The 26,696-nt window shown below is 64.7% G+C and carries 30 protein-coding genes and 1 pseudogene; 15 read left to right on the plus strand and 16 right to left on the minus strand.

The genetic code is table 11. The features are described from left to right. Positions 1-364: 364 nt before the first annotated feature. On the minus strand, positions 365-613 hold the full coding sequence (locus ACFFWD_RS13480; RefSeq protein ID WP_376965769.1) for a DUF6719 family protein: 249 nt from the start codon (positions 611-613) through the stop codon (positions 365-367). Positions 614-685: 72 nt separating this feature from the next. Continuing rightward, entirely contained in the window at positions 686-2,191 is a 1,506-nt protein-coding gene (pdxR, locus tag ACFFWD_RS13485) for a MocR-like pyridoxine biosynthesis transcription factor PdxR (RefSeq protein ID WP_376965771.1), read from the minus strand. 74 nt (positions 2,192-2,265) lie between these two features. Between pdxR and ACFFWD_RS13490 the strand changes: the two genes are divergently transcribed. Continuing rightward, entirely contained in the window at positions 2,266-2,991 is a 726-nt protein-coding gene (locus ACFFWD_RS13490; protein WP_376965773.1) for a pyridoxamine 5'-phosphate oxidase family protein, read from the plus strand. Between the two features lie 54 nt (positions 2,992-3,045). After that, positions 3,046-4,323 (plus strand): ArgE/DapE family deacylase, encoded by a 1,278-nt coding sequence (locus ACFFWD_RS13495; protein ID WP_376965775.1) that lies wholly within the window; start codon positions 3,046-3,048, stop codon positions 4,321-4,323. A gap of 137 nt (positions 4,324-4,460) precedes the next feature. On the opposite strand, the gene ACFFWD_RS13500 is transcribed toward ACFFWD_RS13495, so the two are convergent. Continuing rightward, positions 4,461-5,246 (minus strand): cobalamin-binding protein, encoded by a 786-nt coding sequence (locus tag ACFFWD_RS13500; RefSeq protein WP_376965777.1) that lies wholly within the window; start codon positions 5,244-5,246, stop codon positions 4,461-4,463. 184 nt (positions 5,247-5,430) lie between these two features. Between ACFFWD_RS13500 and ACFFWD_RS13505 the strand changes: the two genes are divergently transcribed. Both ACFFWD_RS13505 and ACFFWD_RS13510 read left to right on the plus strand, forming a co-directional pair. Then, entirely contained in the window at positions 5,431-5,829 is a 399-nt protein-coding gene (locus ACFFWD_RS13505) for a PaaI family thioesterase (RefSeq protein ID WP_376965779.1), read from the plus strand. Positions 5,830-5,970: 141 nt separating this feature from the next. After that, positions 5,971-6,618, plus strand: coding sequence for a GNAT family N-acetyltransferase (locus ACFFWD_RS13510; RefSeq protein WP_376965781.1), 648 nt, complete (start codon positions 5,971-5,973; stop codon positions 6,616-6,618). 66 nt (positions 6,619-6,684) lie between these two features. Here the strand turns inward: ACFFWD_RS13510 and ACFFWD_RS13515 are convergent, their stop codons facing one another. The 3 genes from ACFFWD_RS13515 to ACFFWD_RS13525 form a co-directional block, all read right to left on the minus strand. Beyond that, entirely contained in the window at positions 6,685-6,993 is a 309-nt protein-coding gene (locus ACFFWD_RS13515; RefSeq protein WP_376965783.1) for a hypothetical protein, read from the minus strand. 191 nt (positions 6,994-7,184) lie between these two features. Further along, the gene (locus ACFFWD_RS13520) at positions 7,185-7,478 is read right to left on the minus strand and encodes a putative quinol monooxygenase (RefSeq protein WP_376965823.1); all 294 of its coding nucleotides are present in this window, start codon (positions 7,476-7,478) and stop codon (positions 7,185-7,187) included. Positions 7,479-7,502: 24 nt separating this feature from the next. Then, positions 7,503-8,189, minus strand: a complete 687-nt coding sequence (locus ACFFWD_RS13525; RefSeq protein ID WP_376965785.1) for a DUF2161 domain-containing phosphodiesterase — start codon at positions 8,187-8,189, stop codon at positions 7,503-7,505. 139 nt (positions 8,190-8,328) lie between these two features. Between ACFFWD_RS13525 and ACFFWD_RS13530 the strand changes: the two genes are divergently transcribed. After that, positions 8,329-8,673: a hypothetical protein gene (locus tag ACFFWD_RS13530; RefSeq protein WP_376965787.1), complete on the plus strand. Its 345-nt coding sequence runs from the start codon at positions 8,329-8,331 to the stop codon at positions 8,671-8,673. Positions 8,674-8,700: 27 nt separating this feature from the next. Here the strand turns inward: ACFFWD_RS13530 and ACFFWD_RS13535 are convergent, their stop codons facing one another. Then, on the minus strand, positions 8,701-9,381 hold the full coding sequence (locus ACFFWD_RS13535; protein ID WP_376965788.1) for an SDR family oxidoreductase: 681 nt from the start codon (positions 9,379-9,381) through the stop codon (positions 8,701-8,703). A gap of 128 nt (positions 9,382-9,509) precedes the next feature. Here ACFFWD_RS13535 and ACFFWD_RS13540 point away from each other — a divergent pair, with 128 nt between their 5' ends. Both ACFFWD_RS13540 and ACFFWD_RS13545 read left to right on the plus strand, forming a co-directional pair. Continuing rightward, positions 9,510-10,220 carry an SGNH/GDSL hydrolase family protein gene (locus ACFFWD_RS13540; RefSeq protein WP_376965790.1) on the plus strand — a complete coding sequence of 237 codons (711 nt, stop codon included), beginning with the start codon at positions 9,510-9,512 and terminating at the stop codon, positions 10,218-10,220. Between the two features lie 103 nt (positions 10,221-10,323). Then, positions 10,324-10,521 carry a hypothetical protein gene (locus tag ACFFWD_RS13545; protein ID WP_212499107.1) on the plus strand — a complete coding sequence of 66 codons (198 nt, stop codon included), beginning with the start codon at positions 10,324-10,326 and terminating at the stop codon, positions 10,519-10,521. Positions 10,522-10,542: 21 nt separating this feature from the next. Here the strand turns inward: ACFFWD_RS13545 and ACFFWD_RS13550 are convergent, their stop codons facing one another. Next, entirely contained in the window at positions 10,543-11,289 is a 747-nt protein-coding gene (locus tag ACFFWD_RS13550; protein ID WP_376965793.1) for a tyrosine-protein phosphatase, read from the minus strand. Between the two features lie 80 nt (positions 11,290-11,369). Here ACFFWD_RS13550 and ACFFWD_RS13555 point away from each other — a divergent pair, with 80 nt between their 5' ends. Then, the gene (locus tag ACFFWD_RS13555; RefSeq protein ID WP_376965795.1) at positions 11,370-11,678 is read left to right on the plus strand and encodes an MliC family protein; all 309 of its coding nucleotides are present in this window, start codon (positions 11,370-11,372) and stop codon (positions 11,676-11,678) included. A 92-nt stretch (positions 11,679-11,770) separates the two neighbouring features. Here the strand turns inward: ACFFWD_RS13555 and ACFFWD_RS13560 are convergent, their stop codons facing one another. Continuing rightward, positions 11,771-11,968 carry a DUF2735 domain-containing protein gene (locus ACFFWD_RS13560; protein ID WP_376965797.1) on the minus strand — a complete coding sequence of 66 codons (198 nt, stop codon included), beginning with the start codon at positions 11,966-11,968 and terminating at the stop codon, positions 11,771-11,773. A gap of 545 nt (positions 11,969-12,513) precedes the next feature. On the opposite strand from ACFFWD_RS13560, the gene ACFFWD_RS13565 reads away from it, so the two are divergent. The 5 genes from ACFFWD_RS13565 (at position 12,514) to ACFFWD_RS13585 (ending at position 16,295) form a co-directional block, all read left to right on the plus strand. Then, the gene (locus ACFFWD_RS13565; RefSeq protein ID WP_376965799.1) at positions 12,514-13,548 is read left to right on the plus strand and encodes a glutamine synthetase beta-grasp domain-containing protein; all 1,035 of its coding nucleotides are present in this window, start codon (positions 12,514-12,516) and stop codon (positions 13,546-13,548) included. Positions 13,549-13,731: 183 nt separating this feature from the next. After that, positions 13,732-14,436, plus strand: coding sequence for a GrlR family regulatory protein (locus ACFFWD_RS13570; RefSeq protein WP_376965825.1), 705 nt, complete (start codon positions 13,732-13,734; stop codon positions 14,434-14,436). A 6-nt stretch (positions 14,437-14,442) separates the two neighbouring features. Then, positions 14,443-15,129: a substrate-binding domain-containing protein gene (locus ACFFWD_RS13575; RefSeq protein ID WP_376965801.1), complete on the plus strand. Its 687-nt coding sequence runs from the start codon at positions 14,443-14,445 to the stop codon at positions 15,127-15,129. Between the two features lie 32 nt (positions 15,130-15,161). Beyond that, positions 15,162-15,980 (plus strand): tetratricopeptide repeat protein, encoded by an 819-nt coding sequence (locus tag ACFFWD_RS13580; protein WP_376965803.1) that lies wholly within the window; start codon positions 15,162-15,164, stop codon positions 15,978-15,980. Positions 15,981-16,145: 165 nt separating this feature from the next. Beyond that, a complete protein-coding gene (locus tag ACFFWD_RS13585) occupies positions 16,146-16,295 on the plus strand; it encodes a hypothetical protein (protein ID WP_376965805.1) in 150 nt (49 codons plus the stop codon). Between the two features lie 10 nt (positions 16,296-16,305). On the opposite strand, the gene ACFFWD_RS13590 is transcribed toward ACFFWD_RS13585, so the two are convergent. The 5 genes from ACFFWD_RS13590 to ACFFWD_RS13610 all read right to left on the minus strand — a co-directional run bounded on the left by ACFFWD_RS13590 (position 16,306) and on the right by ACFFWD_RS13610 (position 22,013). Beyond that, positions 16,306-16,920: an Isoquinoline 1-oxidoreductase subunit gene (locus ACFFWD_RS13590; protein ID WP_376965807.1), complete on the minus strand. Its 615-nt coding sequence runs from the start codon at positions 16,918-16,920 to the stop codon at positions 16,306-16,308. 19 nt (positions 16,921-16,939) lie between these two features. Beyond that, a complete protein-coding gene (locus ACFFWD_RS13595) occupies positions 16,940-17,464 on the minus strand; it encodes a (2Fe-2S)-binding protein (protein ID WP_376965809.1) in 525 nt (174 codons plus the stop codon). Beyond that, complete coding sequence (locus tag ACFFWD_RS13600; protein WP_376965811.1) at positions 17,461-20,232, minus strand: xanthine dehydrogenase family protein molybdopterin-binding subunit; 2,772 nt, start codon at positions 20,230-20,232, stop codon at positions 17,461-17,463. The genes ACFFWD_RS13595 and ACFFWD_RS13600 overlap by 4 nt, the downstream gene beginning before the upstream one ends. Positions 20,233-20,272: 40 nt before the next feature. Continuing rightward, entirely contained in the window at positions 20,273-21,364 is a 1,092-nt protein-coding gene (locus ACFFWD_RS13605) for a hypothetical protein (RefSeq protein WP_376965813.1), read from the minus strand. A gap of 205 nt (positions 21,365-21,569) precedes the next feature. Further along, entirely contained in the window at positions 21,570-22,013 is a 444-nt protein-coding gene (locus ACFFWD_RS13610; protein WP_376965815.1) for a DMT family transporter, read from the minus strand. 160 nt (positions 22,014-22,173) lie between these two features. Between ACFFWD_RS13610 and ACFFWD_RS13615 the strand changes: the two genes are divergently transcribed. After that, positions 22,174-23,796 (plus strand): ABC-F family ATP-binding cassette domain-containing protein, encoded by a 1,623-nt coding sequence (locus ACFFWD_RS13615; RefSeq protein ID WP_376965817.1) that lies wholly within the window; start codon positions 22,174-22,176, stop codon positions 23,794-23,796. A gap of 171 nt (positions 23,797-23,967) precedes the next feature. On the opposite strand, the pseudogene ACFFWD_RS13620 reads toward ACFFWD_RS13615, so the two are convergent. Both ACFFWD_RS13620 and ACFFWD_RS13625 read right to left on the minus strand, forming a co-directional pair. Then, positions 23,968-24,504 (minus strand): annotated as a pseudogene (locus tag ACFFWD_RS13620) (REP-associated tyrosine transposase). A 55-nt stretch (positions 24,505-24,559) separates the two neighbouring features. Then, the gene (locus ACFFWD_RS13625; protein WP_376965819.1) at positions 24,560-25,534 is read right to left on the minus strand and encodes a glycerophosphodiester phosphodiesterase family protein; all 975 of its coding nucleotides are present in this window, start codon (positions 25,532-25,534) and stop codon (positions 24,560-24,562) included. A 239-nt stretch (positions 25,535-25,773) separates the two neighbouring features. On the opposite strand from ACFFWD_RS13625, the gene ACFFWD_RS13630 reads away from it, so the two are divergent. Next, a complete protein-coding gene (locus ACFFWD_RS13630; protein WP_376965821.1) occupies positions 25,774-26,643 on the plus strand; it encodes an MBL fold metallo-hydrolase in 870 nt (289 codons plus the stop codon). Positions 26,644-26,696: the final 53 nt, after the last annotated feature.

Here is a 26,696-nt window from a genome sequence, read left to right on the forward strand (position 1 = left end):
CTTGCCGATTCTAAGCTGGCTCGGTATCAAACCGTCAAAATCACTGTGACGAGCTACTAGGTGCCAATCTGTCCGATACCGCCAAGAAAGCCTACCGGCAAAAACTGCGAGAGTTGGCGCAATACCGCGGACCTCGCGCCTGGTCGCAAAATGAGGACCAAGCGTATCTTCAGCAACGAGATTACGTGATTGAACTGGCTGCGGCTGGCAGAAAGCAAGGCGTCTTCAAGGAACAGTAACATTGGGAAGATGTAAGTTCGGGGTTGTCCTCGCGGCGCCGGCGTCTCTGATTACGCGCGCCGACGAAGTGATTGAAAAAGGCTTATCACTTCCGCTACTGGCCGGACTCGGACCTCCGGGAGCCTTACCTCTTGCCCAGCCGCTGCACGCAGCTGCGGGTGCGCAGCACGCCGTCCTCCGTCAGCTGCGATCCGACGATCTGCTTGATCTGGCCGGCGGGGCACGAACCGTCGTCGACAAGGACCCGCTGGCCGACGCGCAAATCGACGATATCCTGCTCGCGCGACACGACCTGTTGCTGGGCCGAAGCGGGGAGGGCGAGTGTGACAAGCGCAACGCTGCCGAGCAGCGCGCCGCATCCAAAGCGCAACATCTGAAGTCTTCCTTACTTGCTCTGGATCTCTCAGCCCGTCGGGGCCAAACCCATTCGCGGCTGCAAGCTTAGTCAGGCGGTCGCGATTCTCATAGGGCGCGGCCGTGCGGATGCGGCTGGCTTGCGCTTGGCGCGCAATGCGGCGAGCGATGCCTTCGCCAATTGTTCCGCCGACGCGATCAGTTGTGGAACCGGATGACCGGAAAATCCAAGCACGAATCCCGGCAGCGGCGGCGCGCGGTGATAGGTCTCGGCGAGCAGCCAGCCGCCGACGCCGGCAGCTTCCTTGGCTTGCGCGGCGATCAGCGGATCGGTCGACGGATTGAGCCGCGCCACCAGATGCAGGCCCTGCGATGGCACCGGAACCGTCAGCTCGCCTTCGGAGACGTTGACGAGCGTCGAGGCCAGCACGTCGCGCGCTTCCCGATAGAGCTTGCGCGACTTGCGCAGATTGGCGGCAAAGGCGCCGGAGTTCAGCATGTCGGCGACCGCGCCTTCCATCAGCGTGCCGGGAAAGCGGTCGAGTGCCGCGCGCGCTGCGGTCACCGGGCCGATCAGTTGCTCGGGCAGGGCGCAGTAGCCGATGCGCAAGCCCGGAAACAGCGTCTTGGCGAAGGTGCCCATGTAGACCACGCGGCGCAGATGATCGATGCCGGCAAGCGACATCAGCGGCGCGCCGTCATAGCGGAACTCGCTGTCGTAATCGTCCTCGAACACGAACGCATCGGCCTCCTTGGCCCAGTCGAGCAGCTCGAGCCGGCGCGGCATCGTCATCTGCACGCCGAGCGGAAACTGATGCGACGGTGTGACGTAGGCTGCGCGCGCCGATGGCGCCGCGGCACGCCCCTTGGCGACCAGCATGCCCGATCCGTCGACCGGCACCGACACCGGACGATAGCCGCAATGCTCGATCGCGCGGCGCGCGGCCGGATAGCCGGGGTCCTCGCACCACACCTGGTCGCCGGCCCTGAGGATTGCGCTGAGCACGATGCGCAGCGCGTGCAGCGTGCCCGAGGCCAGCATGATCTGATCGGGATCGCAGCGCAGCCCGCGCGCCGACAAGAGATGATCCGAGATCGCGGCGCGCAGCTCGCGATTGCCGCGCGGGTCGCCATAGTGGAGATGCTCGTTTCCGAAGGCGCGCAGGCGCCGCCCGGCAAAGGCGCGGAAGCGCTCCAGTGCGCGCTCGTCGATATGCGTGCAGCCGAGCGACAGCGGGCTGTGCTGCGGCGGCTCGATCGAGATCTTCGCGCCTCGCACGGCGGCCGCCTGCGCCGGGATGCGCGCGGCGACGAAGGTGCCCGAGCCTACGGTCGCGACCGCGAAGCCGTCGGCGATCAGCCGCTCATAGGCCGACGTGACGGCGTTGCGGCGAAAGCCGGTCTGCTTCGCCAGCGCGCGCGACGGCGGCAGCGGCTCGCCGGGTTTTGCGATGCCGCCGACGATGGCGTGGCACAGCGCCTGATAGAGCCGGTGCTGCGAGGAGGCGCCCGGCGTGACATGCGGACCCGTGAGGTCGAGCGGAAGCTCGGCCTTGCGCGGCGAGGGCGTCGGCGAATTGGTCGGAATTTTTCGCATGGAATTGGCACTATCGCAGACCAAATCCGCCGTTACAACTGCAATCAGATTCCAACATTCCGCGAGGCGCTGCCGTGTCTGATGGCCCAATCACCAAGTCCTATCCACTCTCGCCGCGAAACCGGGTGAAGCGCCGCCATGATCGCGGCTTCTACGATCATGAGACCGTCCACCGGATCCTCGACGCCTCGATGCTGTGCCACGTCTCCTACGTGATCGACGGCCAGCCCTATTGCACGCCGACCTTCTTCTGGCGCGAGGGCACCAGGCTCTACTGGCACGGCTCCAGCGCGAGCCGCATGCTGGAGAACCAGTCGGACGGGCAGCGCGTGTGCCTGACGGTGGCCCATCTCGACAGCCTGGTGCTGGCGCGCTGCGGCTTCAACCATTCCGCCGACTATCGCGCGGTGATGGCGTTCGGCACGGCCTATCTCGTCACCGACGCGGACGAGAAAGAGCGCGCCATCGTTGCGATGGTCGATCGCTTCTTCCCCGAGCGCACGGCGAGCCTGCGCCCGAGCAGTACGCAGGAGATCAAGGCGACCTCGTTCATCGCGATGGAGATCGAGGAGGCCTCGGCGAAAATTCGCGCGAAGGGCGTCGCCGATGACGATGAGGATTATGAGTTGCCGATCTATGCCGAGCGCATCCCGGTGCGCACCGTGATCGGCGCGCCGGAACCGTGTCCGCGCCTGCTCGACGGCGTGACGCGGCCGCAGACGCTTGCCGGATATTCGGAAGGCCGCCTGCTCGAAGATGCGTTGCGGGATGCCTATTTTGCAGAATACCCGAAGGGGTGAAATCGGGTTACGGTGGCGCTCCCGCCTTCTGATTTTCCCTGATGGAGCTGCCGCATGACTGCCGATACGCAACAACGAATCCTTGACGCCGTCGACGCCCGATTCGATGCGCAGCTTGCGACGACGCAGGCCTTCGTCGCGATCCCCTCGACCCGCGGCGCCGAGGGGCCGTGCCAGGACATGATCGGCGACCTGTTGCGCGAGCGCGGCTACGAGGTCGACGATTGGCACATCAACCTCGACGACCTGAAGGACCTGCGCGGCTTCGGCCCGATCGAGCACGATTTCTCGAAGGCCCGCACGGTGGTCGGCACCTATCGTCCGACCACGAGTGGCGGCAAATCGCTGATCCTGCAGGGCCACTGCGACGTGGTACCGACCGGCCCGCTCGACATGTGGGAGACGCCGCCGTTCTCGCCCGTCATCAAGGACGGCAAGATTTACGGCCGCGGCGCCTGCGACATGAAATCAGGCACGATCGGCGCGCTCTATGCGCTCGATGCGATCAGGACCGCGGGGCTGAAGCCGACCGCGCGAATCCATTTCCAGTCGGTCATCGAGGAGGAGAGCACCGGCGTCGGCGCGCTCTCGACCTTGCAGCGCGGCTATCGCGCCGATGCCTGCTTCATCCCCGAGCCGACCAGCGGGAAGATGATCCGTTCGCAAGTCGGCGTGATCTGGTTCCGCCTGAAGGTCCGCGGCTTCCCGGTGCACGTATTCGAGGCCGGCGCGGGCTCGAACGCGATCATGGCGGCGTATCATCTGGTGCATGCGCTGGAGAAGCTCGAGATCGCCTGGAACGAGCGCGCCAAGGCCGATCGCCATTTCAAGGACGTCAACCATCCGATCAATTTCAACCCCGGCATCATCAAGGGCGGCGACTGGGCCTCCAGCGTGCCCGCCTGGTGCGACGTCGACTGCCGGATCGCGGTGCTGCCGGGCTGGTCGATCGCCGAATGCCAGAAGGAGATTCTCGCCTGCGTCGCGGCCGCGGCGCGCGACCACCGCTTCCTCTCCAACAATCCGCCGCAGGTGGAATGGTCGGGTTTCCTGTCGGAGGGCTATGAACTCGTGAACTCCGAAGCGCCGGAAGCCGCCTTCGCGAGGGCGCATCAGACGGTCTATGGCGGCGCGGTGGAAGATCGCGCCTTCACCGCGCTCACCGACACGCGCTTCTACGGGCTGAACTACAACATCCCGAGCCTGTGCTTCGGCGCCAGCGGCGCTGCGATGCACGGCTTCAACGAATATGTCGAGCTGGAGTCACTGCGGAAGTCGACGAAAGCGACCGCGCTGTTCATCGCGGAGTGGTGCGGGGTGGAGAAGGCGTAACTGCGCTCTATCCGTCATTGCGAGCGAAGCGAAGCAATCCATCTTGCCGCGTGCCTGGAGAGATGGATTGCTTCGTCGCTTCAGCGCAAAATTGCTCGGCAATTTTGTCGCGAGCTCCTCGCAATGACGGGGAAGGCTCAGCGCTCGGGCCACAGCGCCCTGACGATCGCGTCCAGCCCGTCGGTCAACGCCGCAGGGCCGGGCTGCAAGATGATCGTCGACTTGATCTCGACGATGCGGCCGTTGCGCACGGCTGGAATGGTGTCCCAGCCGTCGCGCTTCCTGATGCGGTCGGGCACGACCTTCTTGCCGCACCAGGATGCCAGGATCACGTCGGGCGCCGCCGCGCGCACGACATCGGCTGCGATGATGCGGTCTTGGGCCGCCTTGCGCTCGCGCAAATGCGGCAGCGCGTCCTCGCCGCCGGCGATCTCGATCAGCTCGGACACCCAGCCGATGCCGCTGATCAACGGATCGTCCCACTCCTCGAAATAAACCTTTGGCCGCGGTGCGGGGCGCGGCGTCGCCGCGATGGTCGCAAGCCGCTGCTCGAAGCTCCGTGCGAGCGCATCGGCTCGTGCCGCAGCGCCGACCATCGCGCCAAGGGTGCGGATCATCGCAAAAATGCCGGCGAGGTCGCGCTGGTTGAAGACATGGACCGCGACGCCGGCGCGGACGAGGTCGGCGACGATGTCGGCCTGCAGGTCGGAGAAGGCGAGCACCAGATCCGGTTCGAGCGCGAGGATTTTTGGTATGTCGGCGGAGATGAACGCCGCCACGCGCGGCTTCTCGCGACGGACCTGCGGCGGCCGCACCGCATAGCCTGATACGCCGACGATGCGGTCCTGCTCGCCAAGCAGATACAGCGTCTCGACCGTCTCTTCGGTGAGGCAGACGATCCGGCGGGGAGGGAAGTCGCGCATGGGCGGACGGTATGCAGAATCGGGGACGCCCTGTCACGCGCGGCTATGACGTCATTGCCGCCATTACCTCGGACGTCATTGCCGGGGGCGACCCGGCCATCCATCATGCGGGAACGTTGTTCGGAGTGATGGATCGGGCAGGCAAGCCCACCTATCGGTTCCAAAAAGAAGCAGGGAGGACTTGATGACGCCGCTCGAGAAGATCCAGTCGATGAAGATGCCGTTCGCGGAACTGAAGGGGGTGGTCTTCACCGAAGCCGACAAGGATCGAGTGGTCGCCAGGATGGTGGTGCGGCCGGAACTCTGCACCCTCAATCACACCATCCATGGCGGGGCGATCATGGCGTTCGCGGATTCGGTCGGCGCCGCCGCCACCGTGATCAACCTGCCTGAAGACGCCAAGGGCACGACGACGCTGGAGAGCAAGACCAATTTCATCGGCGGCGCCAAGGAGGGGGCCGCCGTGATTGCGACGGCAACGCCGGTTCATCGCGGACGCCGCACCCAGGTCTGGCAGACCCGGCTCGAGACTGAGGACGGCAAGCTGGTTGCAATCGTGATGCAGACGCAAATGGTATTATAGTGGGATATGAACAAATTTTCATCAATCAAATCAATGTGTCTTTAAATGAATCTAGACACTTGAATTATATGGTGCGACGCACAATATAGACCGTGCTAGGGACTCAACGCCTCCTCGAGGGCTACCACGAGGAGTTATGAAATGAACTACGATTCTACCCGTTCGACGCTTGCCAGGGGCACAGTGCGGACCCTCAGCCAGCAGGAGGAGCTGCCTCTGCTGCGCGATCACCTTCTAAGACTGGACCGCACCAGCCGGCATGATCGCTTTCATGGCTTTATCGATGACAGTTTCATCCGCCGCTATGCCGAGCGATGTGCCAATGACGGCACGGTCATCATCGCCTACTTCGAGGACGGCGTCGTCCGTGGAGCGGCCGAGCTGCATCCGCCGGAGCAGTCGCCCGACGCGCAGCCGGAAATCGCCTTCAGCGTCGAGCGCTCGACGCGGCGCAAGGGCGTCGGCAGCATCCTGTTTCGCAAGCTGATCGCCGAGGCGCGTGCCAAGGGCTACACGAGCCTGCGCATCACCACCGGCGCGCAGAACGACGCGATGCGGGCGCTTGCCAGCAAGTTCGGGGCCCATCTGACGTTCCGTCACGGCGAATCGACCGGCAGTATCGACCTGACCGAGCGCAGCCGGACTGAATCGGTTCCGGTTGCGGTGCCGGCCTCAATGCCGGCCCTGGCAGCGGTCTCGTCGATCGAGGCCGCGCGCACGATCGTCAACATGAACCGCGCCTATTGGCGCATGCTGATCCAGATGTCGGGCTGGGGCCGGGCAGCCTAAAAGCCGGCCATCCAACCACGGTCGTAAAAAAGGGCAATTCGCGCGGCGAATTGCCCTTTTTCAGTTTCAGGTGCCGGTACGCTTGTCGGTCGCGAAGCGGCGGACCACGCGGCGCTCGACGACGACGGAGCGCTGTGCGCCCTGTTCGCCGGCAATCACGCGGGTCGCCACGCCGGTCCGCGCGGTGACGCGCGCGGTCTTCTTCACTTCGGCGAGCACGTCGTCATAGGGGAGGCCCATCAGGGCGGAAGCGATCTCGGCCTGGGCCTCGACGTCGTCGGTGATCCCGACGGCTGCGAAGATTGCTTCCTCGAGCGTCGGCGGGTCATGCCGCACGCGCCGGGTGCCGTACTTGGTGTTCCAGTCTCCGCTCATCGTTGCCTCGTTTTTGAATCGCGGGAGATACGTAAGGGCCCTTATGTTGCATTGCAATATGAAAGTGAGATGGCAATCCAGCCATGCGCTAGTGCCTTTCGGCCCTGATGCGAACGGGGCCGGGTACCAGGCTTTTGTTTCGACGCATGTTCTTCACGCGAACCGGTCCCCCATCTCGCAGGAAGCGCGATCTAGAGTCTCTCAATCTTGTGCGCGTCATAAAGTTCGATCGTCGTCGCGGCGGCTGCCAGGGATTGCAGCGAGCGGACGAATTCACGCGAGGCCGGCACGGCGAAATGGGCGGCCAGCGCCGCGCGGTCGGCCCATTGCTCGAAAAACACCAGCTTCAGCGGGTTCTCGCAATCGACATGGACGGCGTGCGAGATGCAGCCGGGTTCGGTGCGCGAGCGGTGCACATGTTCGAGGCTGAGACGCCGCACTTCGTCAAAACTGTCGGGGCGGGCGGTCACGCTGCCGGTTACCACGATCAAGCTGTCCCCCGTCGGTTGCTAAGGGGCGGCCTCCGCCGCGCCGGAAAGATCGATCGGTTGCTGCGGCCAGCGCGTCAGCGCGGCACGGCCGGCATCGGTAAGAACGTAGATGCCGCGCTCGGCGCGATCGAACCAGCCATAGACATTATGCAGCAGTATCTTGCCGGCGTCCGGGATATCGGCGCGGAGATCGCGCACCCGGCGCGGCCCGTCCGACAGCGCCGAGGCGCAGGCTAACGCCTGCTGGCGATAGGCCGTCATGATCGGGGCGCGGGTTGAGCCGCCCTTGACGGGATCGCCCTTGCGCTTGCGGTGCTCGGCGATCAGCCGCGAGCGCTTCTTGGGATTGCGTCGGGGGGCTGCGGTCGGCGGCTGCACCAGCACCTCGACATCGCCGGTGTTGGTGACACCGAGCATGCCGAAGCCGAGCCGGCGGCACAAATTGCGGTAGCGCGCATCGCTTTCGCGGCCCTTGCCGCGCGTCGAGATCCTTGCGGCGATCCAGACCTCGTCGGCGGCACCTGCGCGATCGACCGCCTGCAGGATCAGTTCGAGGTTGAAGGCGAGCTTGAGCTCCCCGATCACCACGACCGGCGGATCGCCGTCGCTGAGCGCAACCAGATCGCAGCCGCCGATCTCGCCCTTGACCGCGAAGCCGAGCTTTTCGAGGAAGCGTTTGACGGGCAGGTAAAGCGCGGTTTCCAACGGGCAGGCTCCGGCGGCGCTTTGGCCGCGACTCATTGCAGCAGCATAGCCCGAAACAACCCCTGCCGCCGCGGACGGAATTTGCCCAAAGCCCGCCCGAGCGGCTATTGTAGGGCCGGGACAATGCGCAATCACTTTCATGATCCGCAACGGGCTCTATCACATCACCGTCGAATTCCTCGACGGGGTCACTGGCGGCAATCAGGGCGTCATGGTGCTGCGTGACGGCCAGATGCGCGGCGGCGACTCGTTTTTCTTTGCTCACGGCAGCTACACCGCGGCCAACGGCAAATGGAAAGGCGAGGTCACCAACGAAGAGCATACGCCGACCTATGGCGAGCGCCCGGTGTGGGAGCGCAAGGTCGTCACCATCGGATTTACCGGCACCTATTCCGACGAGACCGCGGAAGGCGACGGCATTGCGCTCGCCGGCAAGCAGAGCATCCGCTTCAAGTCGAAGCTCAGGCTCCTGATTCCGGACTGAGAGGCCCCTCGGGCGAACAGCAGCGCCCTAGACCCGCCCGTTGACCGGCAGCAGTGCGCCGGTGACGGCGCTGGCGGCGTCGCTGGCGAGGAACAGGATCACGTCGGCGAGCTCCTTCGGCGTCACCCATTTGGAGACGTCGGCTTTCGGCATGGCCGCGCGATTGGCCGCGGTGTCGATGATCGAGGGCAGCACGGCGTTGACGGTGACCTTGCCCTTGAGCTCAGCGGCGAGCGACTCGGTGAGGCGATGCACGCCGGCCTTCGAGGCGGCATAGGGGCCCATGCCGGCCGCGGCCTGCAACCCACCCAACGCGCCGATGTTGATGATGCGCCCCGCGCTCGACGATGCGAGGTGCGGGATCGCGGCCCGCGAAGCGTTCAGCGCGGTCATCACGTTGAGCGCATACATGCGCTGCCAGGTTTTTGGATCGCCGTCGGCGATGGTCTCGAAGGCAAAGCCGCCGGCGATGTTGATTAGCGCGTCGAGTCGGCCGAAATGCGCCGCCGCGTCATCGATCGCGGTCTTCGCCTGCGCGGCGTCGCTGAGGTCGACGCCGCCGAGCTCGATGCGATCAGCTGACGGCGCAGACTGCGCGGCGGCGTGATCGATACCTGCCACGCGTGCGCCCCGCGCCACGGCCTCATCGGTGACCACCCTGCCGAGCGCGCCGAGGGCGCCGGTGACGACGATGACTTTTCCGTTCATGTGAGGCTCCTGACGGGCAAGGGCGGCGGCCTCCACTATGATCAGGCGGATTTCATTTGCAATGGCGGGCGGTTTTGCGGCGAGATGGGCGCGCAACGTGAGATGGTACCAGCCAACGAGGATTTCAAATGGTTGATAACCTAAACTTTGCCGATCTGCCCGACGACGTCATTGGTTTCAAATATCCCTTTCCGTGTCTCGCCAACGCGATCCGCGAAGGCGGTCCGGTCAAGATCGTCGCGATGGGATCGTCATCGACCGCCGGCAGGGCGGATGTCGTGCCTTATCCCCACTGGGTGGAAATGTATCTCAGGCAAGTGACCGGCAATGCCAGGATCGACATTGTCAATCGCGGGGCAGGCGGTGAGGAGGCGGAGAAGGAGTTGCCTCGCTTCGACTCCGACATCTTCGCGCTCGCACCGGTGCTGGTGATCTGGCAAGTCGGGACCAACGCCGTCTTTCGCCCACAGGACTACAATGTTGATACGACGGCGCAGAAGATCGAAGAAGGCCTGAAGCGCCTGCGCGCCGATCCGGGCAAGATGGACGTGATGCTGCTCGACCCGCAATACGTCACCGCGATGCTGTTCGACGGCAAGGCCGAGCAAGCGGAGCGCATGGTGAAACTGATCTCCGAAAAGGCAGAGCTGTTCAACGTCAACGTATTCCATCGCTGGGCACTGATGCGGCACTGGCACGTGCACAACAACATCTCCTTCGAAAGGATGCTCGATCCGACCGATCCGCAACTCCTGCACCAGAACGACGCGAGCACGCAGCGGCTCTCAAGGGGGCTGTGTGACACCATCCTGAAAGCCGTCAAGGCAGCAGGTACGTAAGACTACGGGAAAGGTGCGATCGCTAAAATTCGCGACAGTTCTGTAAGTCGATCGCAGAACCCTTTGGTTAGAAGCGGACCCTGACAAAGGTAGGGGGTTTGCTATGGGATATCTTCCGGACCACGGTTTACCGCTTGTTCAGCTCAAGGAGCAGCGGCGGGACCTCGTGGTCGCGCTGCAGAACCGCACTGGGCCGGTGAGCAGCTGGGAGTTGATGCAGATCGCGGCCATTCAGCAGGCGATCTCGGCCTTTGAGGATGTCATCGCCGATCTCGATGCGGAGCTCGAAGCCGCGGCCTGAGCGAGGCCCGCGCGCGATCGATCACGCCTGCAGATAGCGGCCCTCGAGCGCGGTGCGCTCGGCCGGACCGAGCCCGAGGCCGTCACGGAAATAGCCGTCGAGATTGCCGTAGTCGGAATTGATGGCCTCGAACGCGGCACTGAGGAACGCCGCCTGCACGGTGCCGAGCACCTGCTTGACGTCGTCGGAAAGCTCGGTGCTGGCGGAGGGATCGCGTTTGTAGAAGCGGTTGGTGAGCAAGTAGTCGTCCGAGATCACCTGTTCGGGCACGCCGAGCGCATGCAGGATCAGCGCACAGGCAAAGCCGGTGCGGTCCTTGCCGGCCGTGCAGTGAATGACCAGCGGCGCGGTGTCCTCGATCAGGTGGGCAAACAGCGCGCGGTAGCGCGGCGTGTTGTCCTGCACATAGCCGCGATAGGAGTCCACCATCACCGCGACCGCATCCTCCTTCGAGGGCTGCCGGCCGTTCGCTGCGATCGCGCGCAGCGCCGCCACCACCGTAGGCTCCACCGGAAGCGAGTGCGTCGTGATCTCGGCGACTGCGCACAATGCTTCGGCCCGCTCGGTGACGCCGCGGAAATCGAATGCGCTCTTCACCCCGAGCCCACGCACGACAGCGATATCGTCGCCGGTCAGATGGCCGAGGTGGTTGGAGCGGAAGAGCTGCCGCCAGCGCAGAGCACGGCCGTCACGGGTCGGGTAGCCGCCGAGATCGCGGAAATTGCTGGCACCGGCGAGATTGAGGTGGCGGGCAGGGGTTTCGGGCATCGGGCAGACCTGTGCAGCGGGAGATTGTCGTGTTGGCTCGGCCAGTGGCTGGTCTATAACCAGCCTGTCAGGGGGAGAATATGAATTATCGTCGGATCGGCATTCTTTGCGGCGCCATGCTGTGCGGCACTGTTGGTTCCTCGGCCGCATCGGCGCAGACCTTCCGCGACTACCGTTGCGCTGACGGTACCCAGTTCATCGCGGCCTTCTACCAATATGATTCACGCGCCCATCTGCAGCTTGATGGCAAGGCCGTGACGCTGAAGAAGCGCCTGTCGCTGCGGGGAGAGCGCTACTCGGGAAGCGGCGTCAGCCTTGTGGTCACCAGGGCCGGGTTGACAACGCTCAAGCATGCCAAACGGCCAGCGACCACCTGCAATCCGGCATGAAAAAAGGCCGAAACTCTCCGTTCCGACCCTTCTTTACTGTTCTGACGCCGTTTGATGTCCCGGGTGCGTCACGCCGCTCCACTGCACCGGCATCAGTGATCCCGACCCGGCTTGGCGTCTTCGATCGCCGCCTGATGGTACCAGCTATCGCAGCAGCTTGAGGTTTCGACCTGTGCCTCAAGTTCAAGCGACGTCCTCGTCTCGCCGTAACGGCGGCCCGCGAGAGCCGAACGGCCCCCGGCCGGGAATTGATAGATCTTGGCAGATCCCTGGTTTAAGCCCGTATTCATCGTCTCATCTCCTCTGGCCGGACCGCGAGCCTCCATGGTGCGCCCGACTCGTTCGCGGGTCGTTACCGCCTGTTTTGATATTGGCCGGGGCCTGTCCGGGTGCAAGATGACTAAGAAGCAGTCACTTTCTGACTAATCTGTAGGCAAAACCGCGTTTGCTTCCTAGGAGGCAGGATGCTGCTCATCAACGCTTGAGCCCGGCGGATGGTTGCCAGGGGCCGGGCGGAGGGACACGGACTGTCACGCGGCGTTGCTGCTGCTTTAATCGGAGCGCGGTATCGACGCCGGATTTGCCGGAGAATCAGGCGCTCCCGCGCCTCGGCAAGCGGATTCCGACTGCCCAAAACGCATGCCAGCCGCGCTGCTATGTCGCAGCAAAAAATGCAATGTCCGTTGTGGACATCCGCGAGATGAGTGGGTGCCGCAGTGCAGCGACTGGCATTTTATTTGCTTAGCAGGAACCGGCCGATGGTGGCCGGGTACACGTGCGGCGACCGCCTGGCTTTCGGTTCCTCACGTTTTTGCATCATCAACAGAGAGGCTCAATGACCAAGTACAAGCTCGAGTATATCTGGCTCGACGGATATACGCCGACGCCGAGTCTGCGCGGCAAGACGCAGATCAAGGAATTCGCGTCGTTTCCCACCCTCGAACAGCTCCCGCTCTGGGGCTTCGACGGCTCGTCCACCCAGCAGGCTGAAGGCCACAGCTCTGACTGCGTGCTGAAGCCGGTCGCTTGCTATCCCGACGGCGCGCGCGAGAACGGCGTTCTCGTGATGTGCGAAGTCATGATGCCCGACGGCAAGACGCCGCATCCGTCCAACAAGCGCGCCACCATCCTGGACGACGACGGCGCCTGGTTCGGCTTCGAGCAGGAATACTTCTTCTACAAGGACGGCCGTCCGCTCGGCTTCCCGGAGTCCGGTTATCCAGCGCCGCAAGGCCCGTACTACACCGGAGTCGGCTACACGAATGTCGGCAGCGTTGCCCGCAAGATCGTGGAAGAGCATCTCAACCTCTGCCTCGCCGCCGGCATCAACCATGAAGGCATCAACGCCGAGGTGGCGAAGGGCCAGTGGGAATTCCAGATCTTCGGCAAGGGCTCCAAGACCGCTGCCGACCAGATGTGGATGGCCCGCTACCTGATGCTGCGCCTCACCGAGAGCTACGGCATCGACATCGAATTCCACTGCAAGCCGCTCGGCGACACCGACTGGAACGGCTCGGGCATGCACGCCAACTTCTCGACCAAGTATATGCGCGAAGTCGGCGGCAAGGAGTACTTCGAGAAGCTGATGGCGGCCTTTGAGAAGAATCTCATGGACCACATCGCCGTCTACGGCCCGGACAACGACAAGCGTCTGACCGGCAAGCACGAGACCGCGCCCTGGAACAAGTTCAGCTATGGCGTGGCCGACCGCGGCGCTTCGATCCGCGTGCCGCACTCCTTCGTCAACAATGGCTACAAGGGCTATCTGGAAGACCGCCGCCCGAACTCCCAGGGCGACCCCTACCAGATCGCATCGCAGATCCTGAAGACCATCTCCGAGGTCCCGACCGGCGCGAAGGCCGCGGCCTAAGAGGGAATTGAAGCCGGACGGCGACGTCCGGAGTAGCAAAATCCGGTCCGCCAAGGCGAGAGCTTTGGCGGACCGTGCGTTTTGATGACACCGCTTGTGCGTGGCTTCACACTGAAAGCGGTTTCGCTGGGTTATGAACCGCGCTAGACAACGGTGGCATTCCGGCTGCCGGGGACGCGGCTATTGTTCGAAGGCTTCTACAAGGTCCGGTTCCAACTCGGCGAAGCCGTCGGGCGCAGCGTCATGTATGTGCGCGACGGCAAGATGCTCGGCGGCAATTCGGCGTTCGCCCATATCGGCACCTATGAGAAGACCGGCGACGACATCAGCACCGAGATCAAGACGGTCCGCCACAATCCCGACCCGAATTACCGCGCGATGGCCGGCACCGACGACGCGACGCTGCTTGCCAAAGGCTGGCCGGATGGCGAGCTCTATCGCTTCAAGGGCGAATTGAAGGAGTTGCCCGGCGTTCCTTTCCAGTCGGTGATGACGCCGATCACCGAGGACGAAATCCCGATCGTCGGCAGTGTCGGCGCGGGCGGCATCCTCAACGGACTCTACTCCATCCACATTCGGTTGCTCGACGGGGTCGACGGCGGCCTGACCGGCGTGATGCTGCTCAACAACGGCCGCATCCTCGGCGGCGATGCTCATTTCTATTATCTCGGGACTTACACGTCTGAGAACGGCCGCTGGAAAGGACAGATCCTGAACCAGGAGCACACATCGGCGATGGGCGAGAACCCGATCTTCGGCGGCCACGAGGTCGGCATCGGCTTTGCCGGCACCTGCGACGCGGAGGGCGCCGTGCTCGAGGCCACCGCGCTTGCGGGCAAGCGCAGCCTCCGCCTGACCGCGGTGCTCAAGCTGATGCGACGGGCTTGAGGCGTGATGGACAATTCGGTCCGCGTGCTCTCGACGCTAGCGCTGAAAGGCGCGGTGGAACGGCTCGCTGCAAACTATGCGGCGAGCAACGGCGTCCGCATCGACGCCGATTTCGCCCCGACGCTGGCCTTGCTGGCGCGCCTGCGCGATGGCCAGGCCTCCGACCTCGTCATTCTCACCCGCGAGGGGCTCGACGAGATGGCGCGCGAGGGACGCGTCGGCGTGGAGAGCTGCATTGATCTCGCGCGTTCCTATGTCGGCCTCGCGGTGAAAGCGGGCGCCGCTCATCCTGCTATCGCGACCGAGGCCGCCCTCAGGGCGACGCTGCTCGGCGCACGCGCGGTCGCGTATTCGCGTCTCGGCGCGAGCGGCATCCTGTTCGCGCGACTGATCGAACGTCTCGGCATAGCGGCCGAGATCAACGCGCGCGCCGTGATCATTCCCTCCGGCTTCACAGCGGAAAAGCTCATAAGCGGCGAGGCCGATCTTGCAGTCCAGCAGATCAGCGAGCTGAAGCAGGTCGGCGGTATCGAGGTCGTCGGCCCGATTCCGCTTGGGTTGCAGACTCCAGCGGTATTTTCGGCCGGCCGGATGACGGCGGCCGTGCGGGCCGATGCCGCCGATCATCTGCTGCGCTATCTGGCGTCTGCCGCGGTCGCGCCGGTGCTGCGCGAGACGGGGCTCGAGCCTTGAATTTGCCGGCACCACACCGAAACCTGCCGCGCATGATGAGACGCGTCCATGCGGTTGTCGTTGCCGCAATGCTCGCTGCACCGGGGCTCGCGCATGCGCAGTCGGCCGACCTCGTGCTGTGCGACCGCGTCGCCGCCGATCCGTCCGATCCCGACAAGCCGGCCGACGTAAAGGGGGTGCCTGAGATCGCATCCTCGGACATTCAGACCGCGATCAAGTATTGCGCGGTCGCGGCAAGATCCTCACGCCGGGCGATGTACCAGCTCGGCCGCGCCTATGCCGCCAACCGGCAAACGGCGGAAGCGGTCGCCGCGTGGCGCAAGGCTGCGGACAAAGGCTCGACCTCGGCGATGGTCGAGCTCGGCGTGCTCTACGGCACCGGCGCCGGCGTCGCCAAGGACGAGGCGCAGGCGCGAAAATTGTTCGAACGCGCAGCGCAAGCCGGCAACGCCCGCGGCGTCAGCAATCTCGCCGCCCTCGGCGGCAGTTCGGCCTCCGACCCGGCGCGCGCCCGCGAGCTGCTTGCCAAGGCCGCCGAGACCAATGCGGAGGCGCAGTATCAGCTCGGCGTGATGCTGGCGGAAGGCAAGGGCGGCGCGCAGGACGATGTCGCGGCGCGCGCGCTGTTCGAGAAAGCGGCCGCGCAGAACCATGCGGGCGCGCTGGAGCGCATGGGTGCCTTCGCGCAAGCCGGCCGCGGCGGGCCGAAAGACACCGATGCTGCAAAAACCTATTACGAGCGCGCCGCTGCGCTCGGCGACGAGGACGCCAAGAAGGCGCTCGAGCGCGCCCGTTGTCCCTATGTGATCAAGGACAAGCGCGGCAACGTGGTGACCAATCTCTGCTTCTAGAGCATGATCCGGAAAGTGTGTAGCGGTTTTCCGAAAAGATCATGCTCAAACAAAGACCTAAAGCGCGATGACGATTCATCCAAATCTCATCGCGCTTTAGGCCGATTGGAACGTTTGCGGCGAGACGGCCGTTGATGTCAGACAGATGCTGGCGAGGCCGATGTCATGATCCGTAAGCTGCGTTCCGGCGAATACCGGCTCTATTCCCGCAAGGTCAATCCGAAGACCGGCAAGCGGCGCAACCTCGGCACGTTCAAGTCGCGCGCCGCGGCCGAGAAGCACGAGCGCGCGGTGCAGTACTTCAAGCGACATTAGGCCGGCGACATCACTGCGCGGGACACGCCGCTCCAGTCTTGACCCAGGCTTCGACCAGCGCGCCGACCTGCTCCTGCGTGCCGGGGGCAGGCGAGCGGCCATGTCCGGGATGCCAGGCCCAGCCGACCAGCGTGTCCTTGCCGATGTGCTCGATCAGGTCCTCGACCTTGCGGCCGCCATTGCGCGCGGGATCCTTGATCTGGGCGCAGATCTCGCCGACGGTCTTGCCCTCCCACGCCATCTCGCGCGGTGCGAGGTGCCACTCCGGGTGGCCGGGCACACGGCCGGGATCGAAATTGGCCTTGCCGTGGCAGATCGGACAGCGCATCGCATCGCTGCCGTGACCATCGGCGCCGCGTGCGACCGGTGGCTGGTGCACGCGGCTTGTGTCGCCCTGCCGCGGACTGTCGCCGGCCGGGTGGCAGTTGGTGCAGCGCGGATGCGTCAAGACCTTGCCGAGCTCGGTGAAGATCGCAGCCGAGCGCTTCTCGACGTCGATCGCCGCAAAGCTCTCGGGCGGGGCCAGCGCATGGCTTGCGGTCTGTGACGCCGCGTAGCCCGCGCCCAGGCTGGTCGCGAGCGCCGCTACCACCGCCAACGTCCGAAACCGCGCCTCCGATGTCATGTGCCGTGTCCCTGCGCGCTCATTTGTTGGCGATCAGATAGCGTGTGGAATCGGCGAGGATCACGTCGCGCACGGCCTCGTGGTACTTGATGTAGCCGGTGCAGCGGCAGAGATGGCCGTCGAGCGCGTCCGCAATGGTCTTGTCGAGATCGCCGCGCGCGACCGGCGTCCGCGCCAGCCGCTCGAGCAGGACCTGGCTCTCGTTGAGGAAGCCGGCGGTGCAGTAGCCGCACTGAAACGCGAAATGCGCGATGAAGGCCTTTTGCAAGGCGGAGAGCTCGCCGTCCTTGGCATGGCCCTCGACGGTGCGGATCGTCTTGCCGTCGAAGCTCGCCGCCGGCACCACGCAGGTCGGGCTGGTGTAGCTCGTGCCATCGGCGTTATCGACGATGATCGCACAGCTCAGGCACTGCGCGGCCCCACAGCCGAATTTGGTGCCGGTCATGCCGAGCATCTCGCGCAGGAAGTCGTTCATCGAGAGGTCGTCACGCACCTCGACCGGTCCGTGCTTGTGGCCGTTGATGGTGAGGCTAAGCGTCGTCACGCGAGCGCTCCCTTGAGCAAGCTTGACGTCACCGGCAAGGCGCGGAAGCGCAGGCCGGTGGCGTCGTAGATGGCGTTCAGCAGCGCCGGCACGATCGGGATCATCACGACCTCGGCCATGCCCTTGGGCGGCTCGTCCGGCGTCAAGGGCGGCAGCATCTCGATCTCGAGATCGTGCAGCGGCAGGTCAGACCCACGCGCGATCAAATACTGGCCGAGATTCCACTGGCCGTTGCCCGGACCGCCTTCGAACGGCGGCAGGGATTCGAGGAGCGCATAGCCGATGCCCATGGCGAAGCCGCCATGCGCCTGGCCCCGCACGACTTCGGGTACCAGCGCCTGGCCGCATTCGAACACGCTGTAGGCCTTGGCGATGCGCAAGCTCCCGGTTGCGCGCTCGATCTCGACGCGGACCAGGGTGCCGCACATCGAGGTGTAGGCGGTGCCGATCCGGTTGTTGTCGGTCGGCGGGAATTTCACGCTGACCCGGTCGATCCGCTCGAATCTGCCACCGCCCTTGCGGATCGCGAGCGCGTCGATCTCGGCGCGGTACTGCTCGCCGAACAGGGGAAACCGTGCCCGCGACCACGCCCAGCGCGAGAAGCTGTGCGCCACCGCGCCGGTGACCAAGCCGCGCGCATGGGCCATTGCGGCAAGCTGCGGCAAGGGCAACGGCGCGAGATCGCCGAGCACGAGCCGTCCATCCTGCCAGCGCGCGTCAGTCCATTGTCGCGCGCGCGGATCGGCCTTGGCGATGCGCCACAGCTCGAGCGCAGCGGGCCACAGGCCGAAGCGGAAGATGACGCGCGCGGCCTCGGCGGACGAATGCGTGCCGACATGCGCGCCGATCGAGGCGCTGGTCGGCGAGCTGATCGCGGGGACCCAGCGCGGATTCTTCTCGGCCGCGTCCTGGGTCTTCTGATCCATCGTATACGGATCGCCCGAGGTGACGAGCCCAAGCGCGTCGTAGCTGTCGACGCGCGAGACCGCGACCTCGTCGGCGATGGCGCCGAGATGGCCCGCGACGCGGTTGGCAAGCGCTGTGCCGATGCCGTTGCCCATCTCGACATGATCGCAATAGATCGCGATCCGTCCGTCGGGATCGATCTCGACGCGGCCGAGCGAGCAGTCCGCGCCCGAGCCGTAATCCTTGGTGACGCAGGCGAGGCCGGTGCCGACCAATAGCCCCGCCGCGTTCTGCTTGAGCTGGGCGCGTTGCTGCCAGATCGGATGCTTTTCGAGCTTGTCGAGGATGTCAGGCGTTCGCACCGACACGATGTAGGGATTGCCGGTCATGGTCCGGCCGTTCTGCATCAGGGCGTTCCGGCGCCGGAATTCGATCGGGTCGAGCTTGAGCTCGCCCGCCGCCTCGTCGATCAGCACCTCGAGCGCGGTCATCGTCTGCAACGTGCCGTAGCCGCGCATCGAACCCGCGGTGACACCGCGCGAATGCAGCGCCACGGTGGTGACGTCGACCTTCGGAACGTCATAGATGCCGATCGCCGCGGTCGCAGCGACGGTCGCGACATTGGCGGAGAAATTGGCAAGGCCACCGCCATCGAGCACATGGTCGGCGGCAAAGGCCTTGATCTTGCCGGACGCGCGATCGATGCCGATACGCGAGCGCATCTTGATCGGATGGCGTTTGATGCCGCCCTGGAACTGCTGGTAGCGATCATGCGCCAGCCGCACCGGACGTCCGGGAAAGAACATCGCGGCCAGCGCGACATAGAGCACGAAGGGCGTATGGTCGCGGCCGCCGAAGCCGCCGCCGACGTGGGCGAACTGCGCGTTGATGTGCGACGGCTTGAACGGCGGCCGCGCTTTGCCGAGCAGGAATGCGATCGACTCGGTCGCCTCGTAGGGCGACTGGACACCGAGCACGAGCTCGAGATTGCCGCCCTTGTCGTTGTACCAGGCAAGCCCGCTCTCGGGTTCGAGAAACATCGGGTCGACCGACTGGGTCTCGAATTCGCGGTCAAGCACCAGCAGCGTCGGGTCATCTTTCGCGAGTTCGGCGCGGATCTGCTCGCCATGGGTCGCGGCCTTGGCGTAATCAGCCTTGGTCTCCTTGGCGAGCGGCAGCCACACCGGCAGTGCCGCGTTCTGGATCCGGCTGGGCGAAACCCAGCCTGCAAGGATTGGCGAGTAGACATCAGGCGCATCAGGCGTCGCCCCCGCGACGCGGGTGAAGCGGTAGGCACCGTAATTCGGCATCACGACCGGGCCAGTCTCATCGCCGAACCTGACGAAAGTGCCGTCGCGTAGCGCGAGCCGGGCCTGGTCGAAGGCATCGAACTGCTCGAAGATCAGGAGCGCGACCGGCTGCCCGAGATAGAGCGGCGTCTTGCCGACCGGGCAAAACAGATCGCCGGCGTAGAACTCGGGCACCCGCGTGCCGATCCGGTCGAGTTCGTCGGCGGTCACGACAACAGAGGGTTTCAGCGCGCCGCCGAGGCGGCTGAGGTCCATTCCCGTGTAGACATGCGTGGCGTCGGTGGCGCGAACCAGGATCGCGTGCGACGTCGTCGCCGGCCAGCCCGGCAGGTCGGCAGCGCGGAAGTCGGACGCATAGAGTTTTGCGCCGGTGACTTTTGCCACCCCATCGACGCGGCCGGCGCCGCCGATCGCGGGATTGAAATTGCCGCGCCCGGGTAGCGTCTCGCGGGTCGCGAAGGCGGGCTCCTTCGCCGCGGCGAGATGCGACAGGCTGACCGAGATGCCTGTTGCCGACAACCATTTCACGAACTCGCGTCGCGAAGGCCGCATGGCGTGATCCCTCATCGAGCCCTCAACCGCGCATCGCCGTTCACTTGAGGTCGGCGATCGTTGCCGGTCCCGGGCCCGGCGTCACCAGCGTCGGCCATTGCTTGGAGCCGAACGGCACCAGCGGCGGCAGGAACGGCGTCATGCCGCGCTTGGTGGTTTCCGCGATGATCGCCGCACGCGCGTCGCCGCCCATCAGTTCGTAGTCCATCAGATGATAATTGCTGAAGAACAGCGAGCCGACCGAGCGGTCGGCGATGATCCGGGTCAGCGATTCCAGCATGTCTGCCGGCGTCGTGGTGAAGGAGACCGTCTCGATCAGCAACAGGCGGCTGTTGATGGCCTCGGGCCCGAAGAACTGCGCAAGCACGCTGAAGATCACGTTGTTCTGCCGCGCCACATAGATCGTGTTGCTGGCGGCATAGGCCTTGTCCCAGCTCGGGCCGAGCTGGGCCTTCCAGTCGGCGAGGACAGTCATCCAGTGCGCGACCTGGGTCTGCGCCGCCCAGGCGACGTTTTTCGCCAGATAGGGCGCCTGCCGCTTGCCGAACGCATCGAGCCTGGCGAAGGGGATGACGCCGGCGGAGATGCACTCATCCATGAAGGCGATATTGTTCTTCAGGATGGTGCGGTTGTTGTCGCGCCAATCCGCCTGCATCGGCGTGGTGTCAAGGCCATCGAGCGCCGATTGCATGCGGCTGCGATAGGCCAGCATCGCGCCGCGCCACGACTTGTCGTCGGGATTGTCGACATAGGGGCCGACGACCTCGGCCAGCGCCATCGTGCTGTGGCCGACCGATTTGAGCAGTTGATAGACGATCGGCACCTGCGGCGCCTCGGTCGGCGGCACGCCCGGTCGATACAGGATCAGCCGACCGCCGGCGCCGGAAAACAGGCCGAGGATGACCGGGTGCTTGTCGAGGATGTTCTTCTGAAAAATCTTCGCGGCGTCGCCGTAGAGCTCGAACATGCCGGTGTTGAGCGCGAGCACGTCCTTGGTGGCGACGTCGGCGGGCGTGGACGCCGTCTTGCCCGTGATCCGCGCCATGTAGTCGGGCAGGGACTGGGCCGGCGCGGCATTGCCGCTCGCCAGCAGCAGCGCGACGGCAACGGCAAGGCGGAAACGGGTGGTCATGTCGTGCTCCTCGAAGCCTCTTGATCAGAGCCAGGCGCGCATCTCCGTGGCGTTAGCGGATGCGCGAGCATTTGACGCAAATTGCACAGGGTGGTTGCGCCCGCATGACGCAGCACGAGGAGGGCGAGGCGCCTACAGCTAAGCGACGAATCGGCAGGTGTCCACAGCGAAGCGAGGCGCGCGCGACGCGGCCGCGGCGACGGTCTCACTCCTTGATCAGGAGCACACCGCCGATGACGAGGGCCACGCCAAGCAGTCGTGAAACTGACACATGGTGCGGCGCCAGCCCGAACAGGCCGAAATGGTCCATGGCGACACCGGCGAGCATCTGACCGGCAACCACCAGCGCCAAGAGCGTTTCCGCGCCAAGCGAGGGCAACAGCAGGATCATCAGCAGGATGAAAACGCCGCCGAGGATGCCGCCGCTCCAGGCCCACCAGGGTGTAGCCGAGACCAGCTTCCACGACGGGAACGGCTCACGCAGCGCCACCAGCACGACCGCCATTGTCAAAAGCCCCCCGATATAGCTGACGAGCCCGGCCCAGGCTGGCGAATTCAACGCCGACCGCAGATTGCCGTTCAGGACCTGCTGAACGGACACGCTGACGCCCGCGCCGAGCGCGAGCAGATAGAGAAACCAGGCTTGCATGTGATGCCCCAGGAACCGAGGAGGGCAGTATTCCCGGCCCACTTCGGATGGCAATATTGCGGCATGCGCGGCGGCATGGCGCGGAACGCATGGAACGGGCTTCCGCTGGCGCCCCGGATCGACTAAGAGGCCGCAACTCCCGTTTCTCCCAGCCTTTCCCATGATCCGCCTCGATAACGTCTCCAAGCAAGCCGGCCACCAGATCCTCTTCATCGAAGCCTCCGCAGCGCTCCAGAAGGGCGAGAAAATCGGCCTCGTCGGGCCGAACGGCGCCGGCAAGACCACCCTGTTCCGGATGATCTCGGGCCAGGAAATCCCCGATGAGGGGCAGGTCTCGCTCGATCGCGGCATCTCGATCGGCTATTTCAGCCAGGATGTCGGCGAGATGTCCGGCCGCAGCGCGGTTGCCGAGGTGATGGACGGCGCAGGCCCCGTCAGCGAGGTCGCAGCCGAGCTCCGGGAGCTCGAGGCCGCGATGGCCGACCCTGACAAAGCCAGTGAGATGGACGACATCATCGCGCGCTATGGCGAGGTGCAGCACCGCTTCGAGGAGCTCGACGGCTATGCGCTCGACGGCCGCGCGCGCGAGGCACTCTCAGGCCTTGGCTTCAGCCAGGAGATGATGGACGGCGATGTCGGAAAACTCTCCGGCGGCTGGAAGATGCGCGTGGCGCTCGCCCGCATCCTCTTGATGCGGCCCGACGTGATGCTGCTGGACGAGCCGAGCAACCATCTCGACCTCGAAAGCCTGATCTGGCTCGAACAGTTCCTCAAAGGTTATGAAGGCGCGCTGTTGATGACCTCGCATGACCGCGAGTTCATCAATCGCATCATCAACAAGGTGGTCGAGATCGACGGCGGCCAGCTCACCTCCTATTCCGGCAATTACGAGTTCTACGAGCAGCAGCGCGCGCTCGCCGACAAGCAGCAGCAGGCGCAGTTCGAGCGTCAGCAGGCGATGCTCGCCAAGGAGATCAAGTTCATCGAGCGCTTCAAGGCGCGCGCGTCCCACGCTGCACAGGTGCAGAGCCGGGTCAAGAAGCTCGACAAGATCGAGCGCGTCGAGCCGCCGCGACGGCGCCAGACCGTGGCATTCGAGTTCCAGCCCGCGCCGCGCTCGGGCGAAGACGTCGTCAGCCTGAAGAATGTGTACAAGGGCTACGGCAGCAAGCGCATCTATGACGGGCTCGACTTCATGATCCGCCGCAGGGAGCGCTGGTGCGTGATGGGCATCAACGGCGCCGGCAAGTCGACGCTGTTGAAGCTGGTCGCGGGCTCGGCCGAGCCCGATGACGGCACGGTAGCGGTCGGTGGCAGCGTCAAGATGGGCTATTTCGCCCAGCATGCGATGGATCTGCTGGATGGTGAGCGCACCGTGTTCCAGTCGCTGGAGGATGCATTTCCGCAGGCCGGCCAGGGCTCTCTGCGCGCGCTCGCCGGCTGCTTCGGCTTTTCCGGCGACGATGTCGAGAAGAAGTGCCGGGTGCTGTCGGGCGGAGAGAAGGCGCGCCTGGTGATGGCGAAAATGCTGTTCGATCCGCCGAACTTCCTGGTGCTGGACGAGCCGACCAACCACCTCGACCTCGCCACCAAGGAGATGCTGATCGGCGCGCTCTCGGAATTCGAAGGGACGATGCTGTTCGTCTCCCACGACCGGCATTTCCTTGCCGCGCTCTCCAACCGCGTGCTGGAGCTTACGCCGGACGGCATCCACCAATATGGCGGCGGCTACACCGAATATGTCGCGCGCACCGGGCAGGAGGCACCGGGATTGCGGTCGTAACTCCGTAGCCCGGATGCAGCGCAGCGAAATCCGGGGTCACTCCTCCCGCTCGCCGAAATCGCCGTGATCAGCCGCGCCGCTGCCACCCCAATCCGGCGGCAATATCCTTTCAGACGGTATCGATGGGGTGACGAATCCCGTAGCCCGGAAGAAGCGCAGCGAAATCCGGGGTCACTCCTCAGGCTCGCCGAAATCACCGTTATCCGTCGCTCCACTCCCACCCCAATCGGGCGGCAATATCCCGTAGCGTATGTATCGATGGAGCTATGAGAGAGGCCAGTCCGTCGGCGACGAGACCAGGTGATGTTTTACGGGATTGTGGTGGATGTAGTCGACGCAACGCTCGAAATCTCGCTCGTTGCGGATCGTGTGCTCCCAAAAGCGCCTCTGCCAAAGGGGATATTCGCCGCGGTGATTGGCTGAGAGCGGGACTCCGGCGGTGACGAGCGCGCGCGTAAAGTGGCTCTTGATCTGCCGCCATCGATCCGAGAAATCGGCATCGCCGTGTGGCAGCGACATCACGGTATGCAGGTGATCTGGCAGGATCACGATGGCATCCACGGTAAACGGCTTCTTGCCGCGCGTTGCGCGAAATGCATCGCGCAACTGTGCAACATGCTCAACAAGTAGCGACGCCGTCCGGTCCTCCAATGTAACCGTGAAGAAGAACGTGCCGCCCGGCATGAAATTGCGTCGATAGCGCACCATGCAGACAGACTACCCCGGATTTCGCTTCGCTACATCCGGGCTACAAAGGGAATTCTCACCGGCCAGTCAGGCGGGCGATCGTCTCGATCTCGTTGGTCCAGATGCCGCCGGAATAATTGTCCGGCAGGCGCTTGAAGATCTCGGCGTCGTCGATCCCGGTCGAGAACTCGCCGCCGTGATAGGGGCCGAGCACGAAGACCGCGCTGTTGACCGCGGTCATGCGGTTGAGGAAGCGATCCGGCCAGCCCCAGAGCCACGGCGAATAATTGACCGGCACCAGCACGATCGCGTTGCCGCAGGCCGACGGCACGATGCCGGTCCAGCCATAGGCGAGATAGCCGACGAGACACCTCTTCACCGTCGCACGCGAGATGGTCCTGATGTCGGGCGAGCGCTGCCGGACTACCGCGATCGGTTCGTCGCCGCCATAGACCATGAGCAGCTTGCGGCGCTCCGCGGACAATCTGTTGAGGACCGCCGCAAGCTGCTCGCCTTCGGCCGGATCGCGGCTTTTGACGTTGATGAGGAGGCGCCGGTCCGGAAAGGCGCCCAGCACCTCGGCAAGAGACGGCATCAGGCCGATGCCCTTGCCGCGGAACGGATAGGTCTTGCCGCCATCGGCGGTGTAGCCGTAGCCGATGTCGAGCATCTTCAGCCGCGCCATCGGTTGCTCGCGGGTGACACCTTGGCCGTCGGTGCGGCAATCGACGGTCCAATCGTGAAACACCGCGAACTCGCCGTCGGTTGTCGGGTGGACGTCGAGCTCGACGATATCGGCGCCGGCCGCAAAACTCGCCCGCATCGAGGGAATCGTGTTCTCGAGGTAGTCATGCGTCGGCGGCAGCATGCGCGCGGCGGTGCAGGTGTCGTTTTTCAGATCGTGCTCGACAAAGCGCTGCGCCATGCCGCGATGGGCGAGCAGGACGGCTTTGCCGCCGTCGTGCGTGGCCAGAAGGTTGCTGTTGTTGAGGTAGATGCCGGCGGCGACGGCGGCGATCACCATTGCCGCGTATTTCAGTTTCCTGCCCAAGACGACTCAATTCCCATTTCCAGATCGCTGGGCTACGCGGCGTTTCTGGTCGATTTGCGGCGGCTTTCTCGTCGGCATATCGACCGCGGCGATTTGCCGTGGTCCGCGCGGCCTCGCGCGTTGCGCCATCGGCGCCGACGCGCAAGCAATGCAAAGGCGCATGCCTCGCCGCGACGTGGCCGCCTTGTGGGGCTCTGTGCTGGCCGTTACGCTCTGCGAAAAACGGGAGCGAAACGGCCATGAAGCAGATCAGGATCGGCGATATCACGATCGATGCCGTGATCGAGCGCGAGGGACCGTGGCGGCGGCCGCAGGACTTCTTCCCGGCCTATGACGATGCGGTGTTCAAACATCATCTGCGGACCATGGAGCCCGAGGTGTTCGACGCCGCGCGCGGGCTGATGATGATCACCTATCAGACCTTCGTGGTTCGCACCCCGCGCTACACCATCCTGGTCGACACCTGCACCGGCGAGGGCAAGGGCCACCCGCCGCCGTTCGACTTCCCGGGGAAGGAGCGCTGGCGCAACGAGTTGTTCGCGCTCGGCATCTCCTTCGAGCAGATCGATTACGTGTTCTGCACCCATCTGCATATCGACCACACCGGCTGGAATACGACGCTGCGCGACGGGCGCTGGGTGCCGACCTTCCCGAACGCGAAATACGTCTTCCACAAGCGGGAATACGCGGCCTGGAAGGCCGAGAATGCCAGGGGCGCCAATCCGCCGGGCACCGTGTTCCGCGACAATTGCCTGCCGATCGTCGCGGCCGGGCAGGCGCTTTTGGTTGACGACGATTATGCGCTCGACGACACGGTCACGCTGACGCCCGGCCATTCACCCTGCCATTGCTGCGTCAACATCTTCTCGAAAGGGCAACGCGCGGTGGTCGCCGGCGACCTGATGCACCACGTGATCCAGTGCCGCGAGCCGGACTGGTCGGCCAAGCCGGACTGGGACCCCAAGCAATCGGCGATCTCGCGGCGACGATTCTTTGCCTCCGTCGCCGAGACCGATACGCTGGTCCTGCCGGTCCATTTTCCGACCCCGACCGTCGGGCTGATCAAGGCGGACGGCGACCGCTTCGACTATCGCTTCAAGCGCGACTAGCAGTCTGCTGAAAAACCTCTCGCCGTAGCGAGAATTTGCTGATTCAATTTTTT

It is taken from the genome of Bradyrhizobium erythrophlei, assembly GCF_042430365.1.
In the GTDB taxonomy this organism is placed as follows: domain Bacteria; phylum Pseudomonadota; class Alphaproteobacteria; order Rhizobiales; family Xanthobacteraceae; genus Bradyrhizobium; species Bradyrhizobium erythrophlei.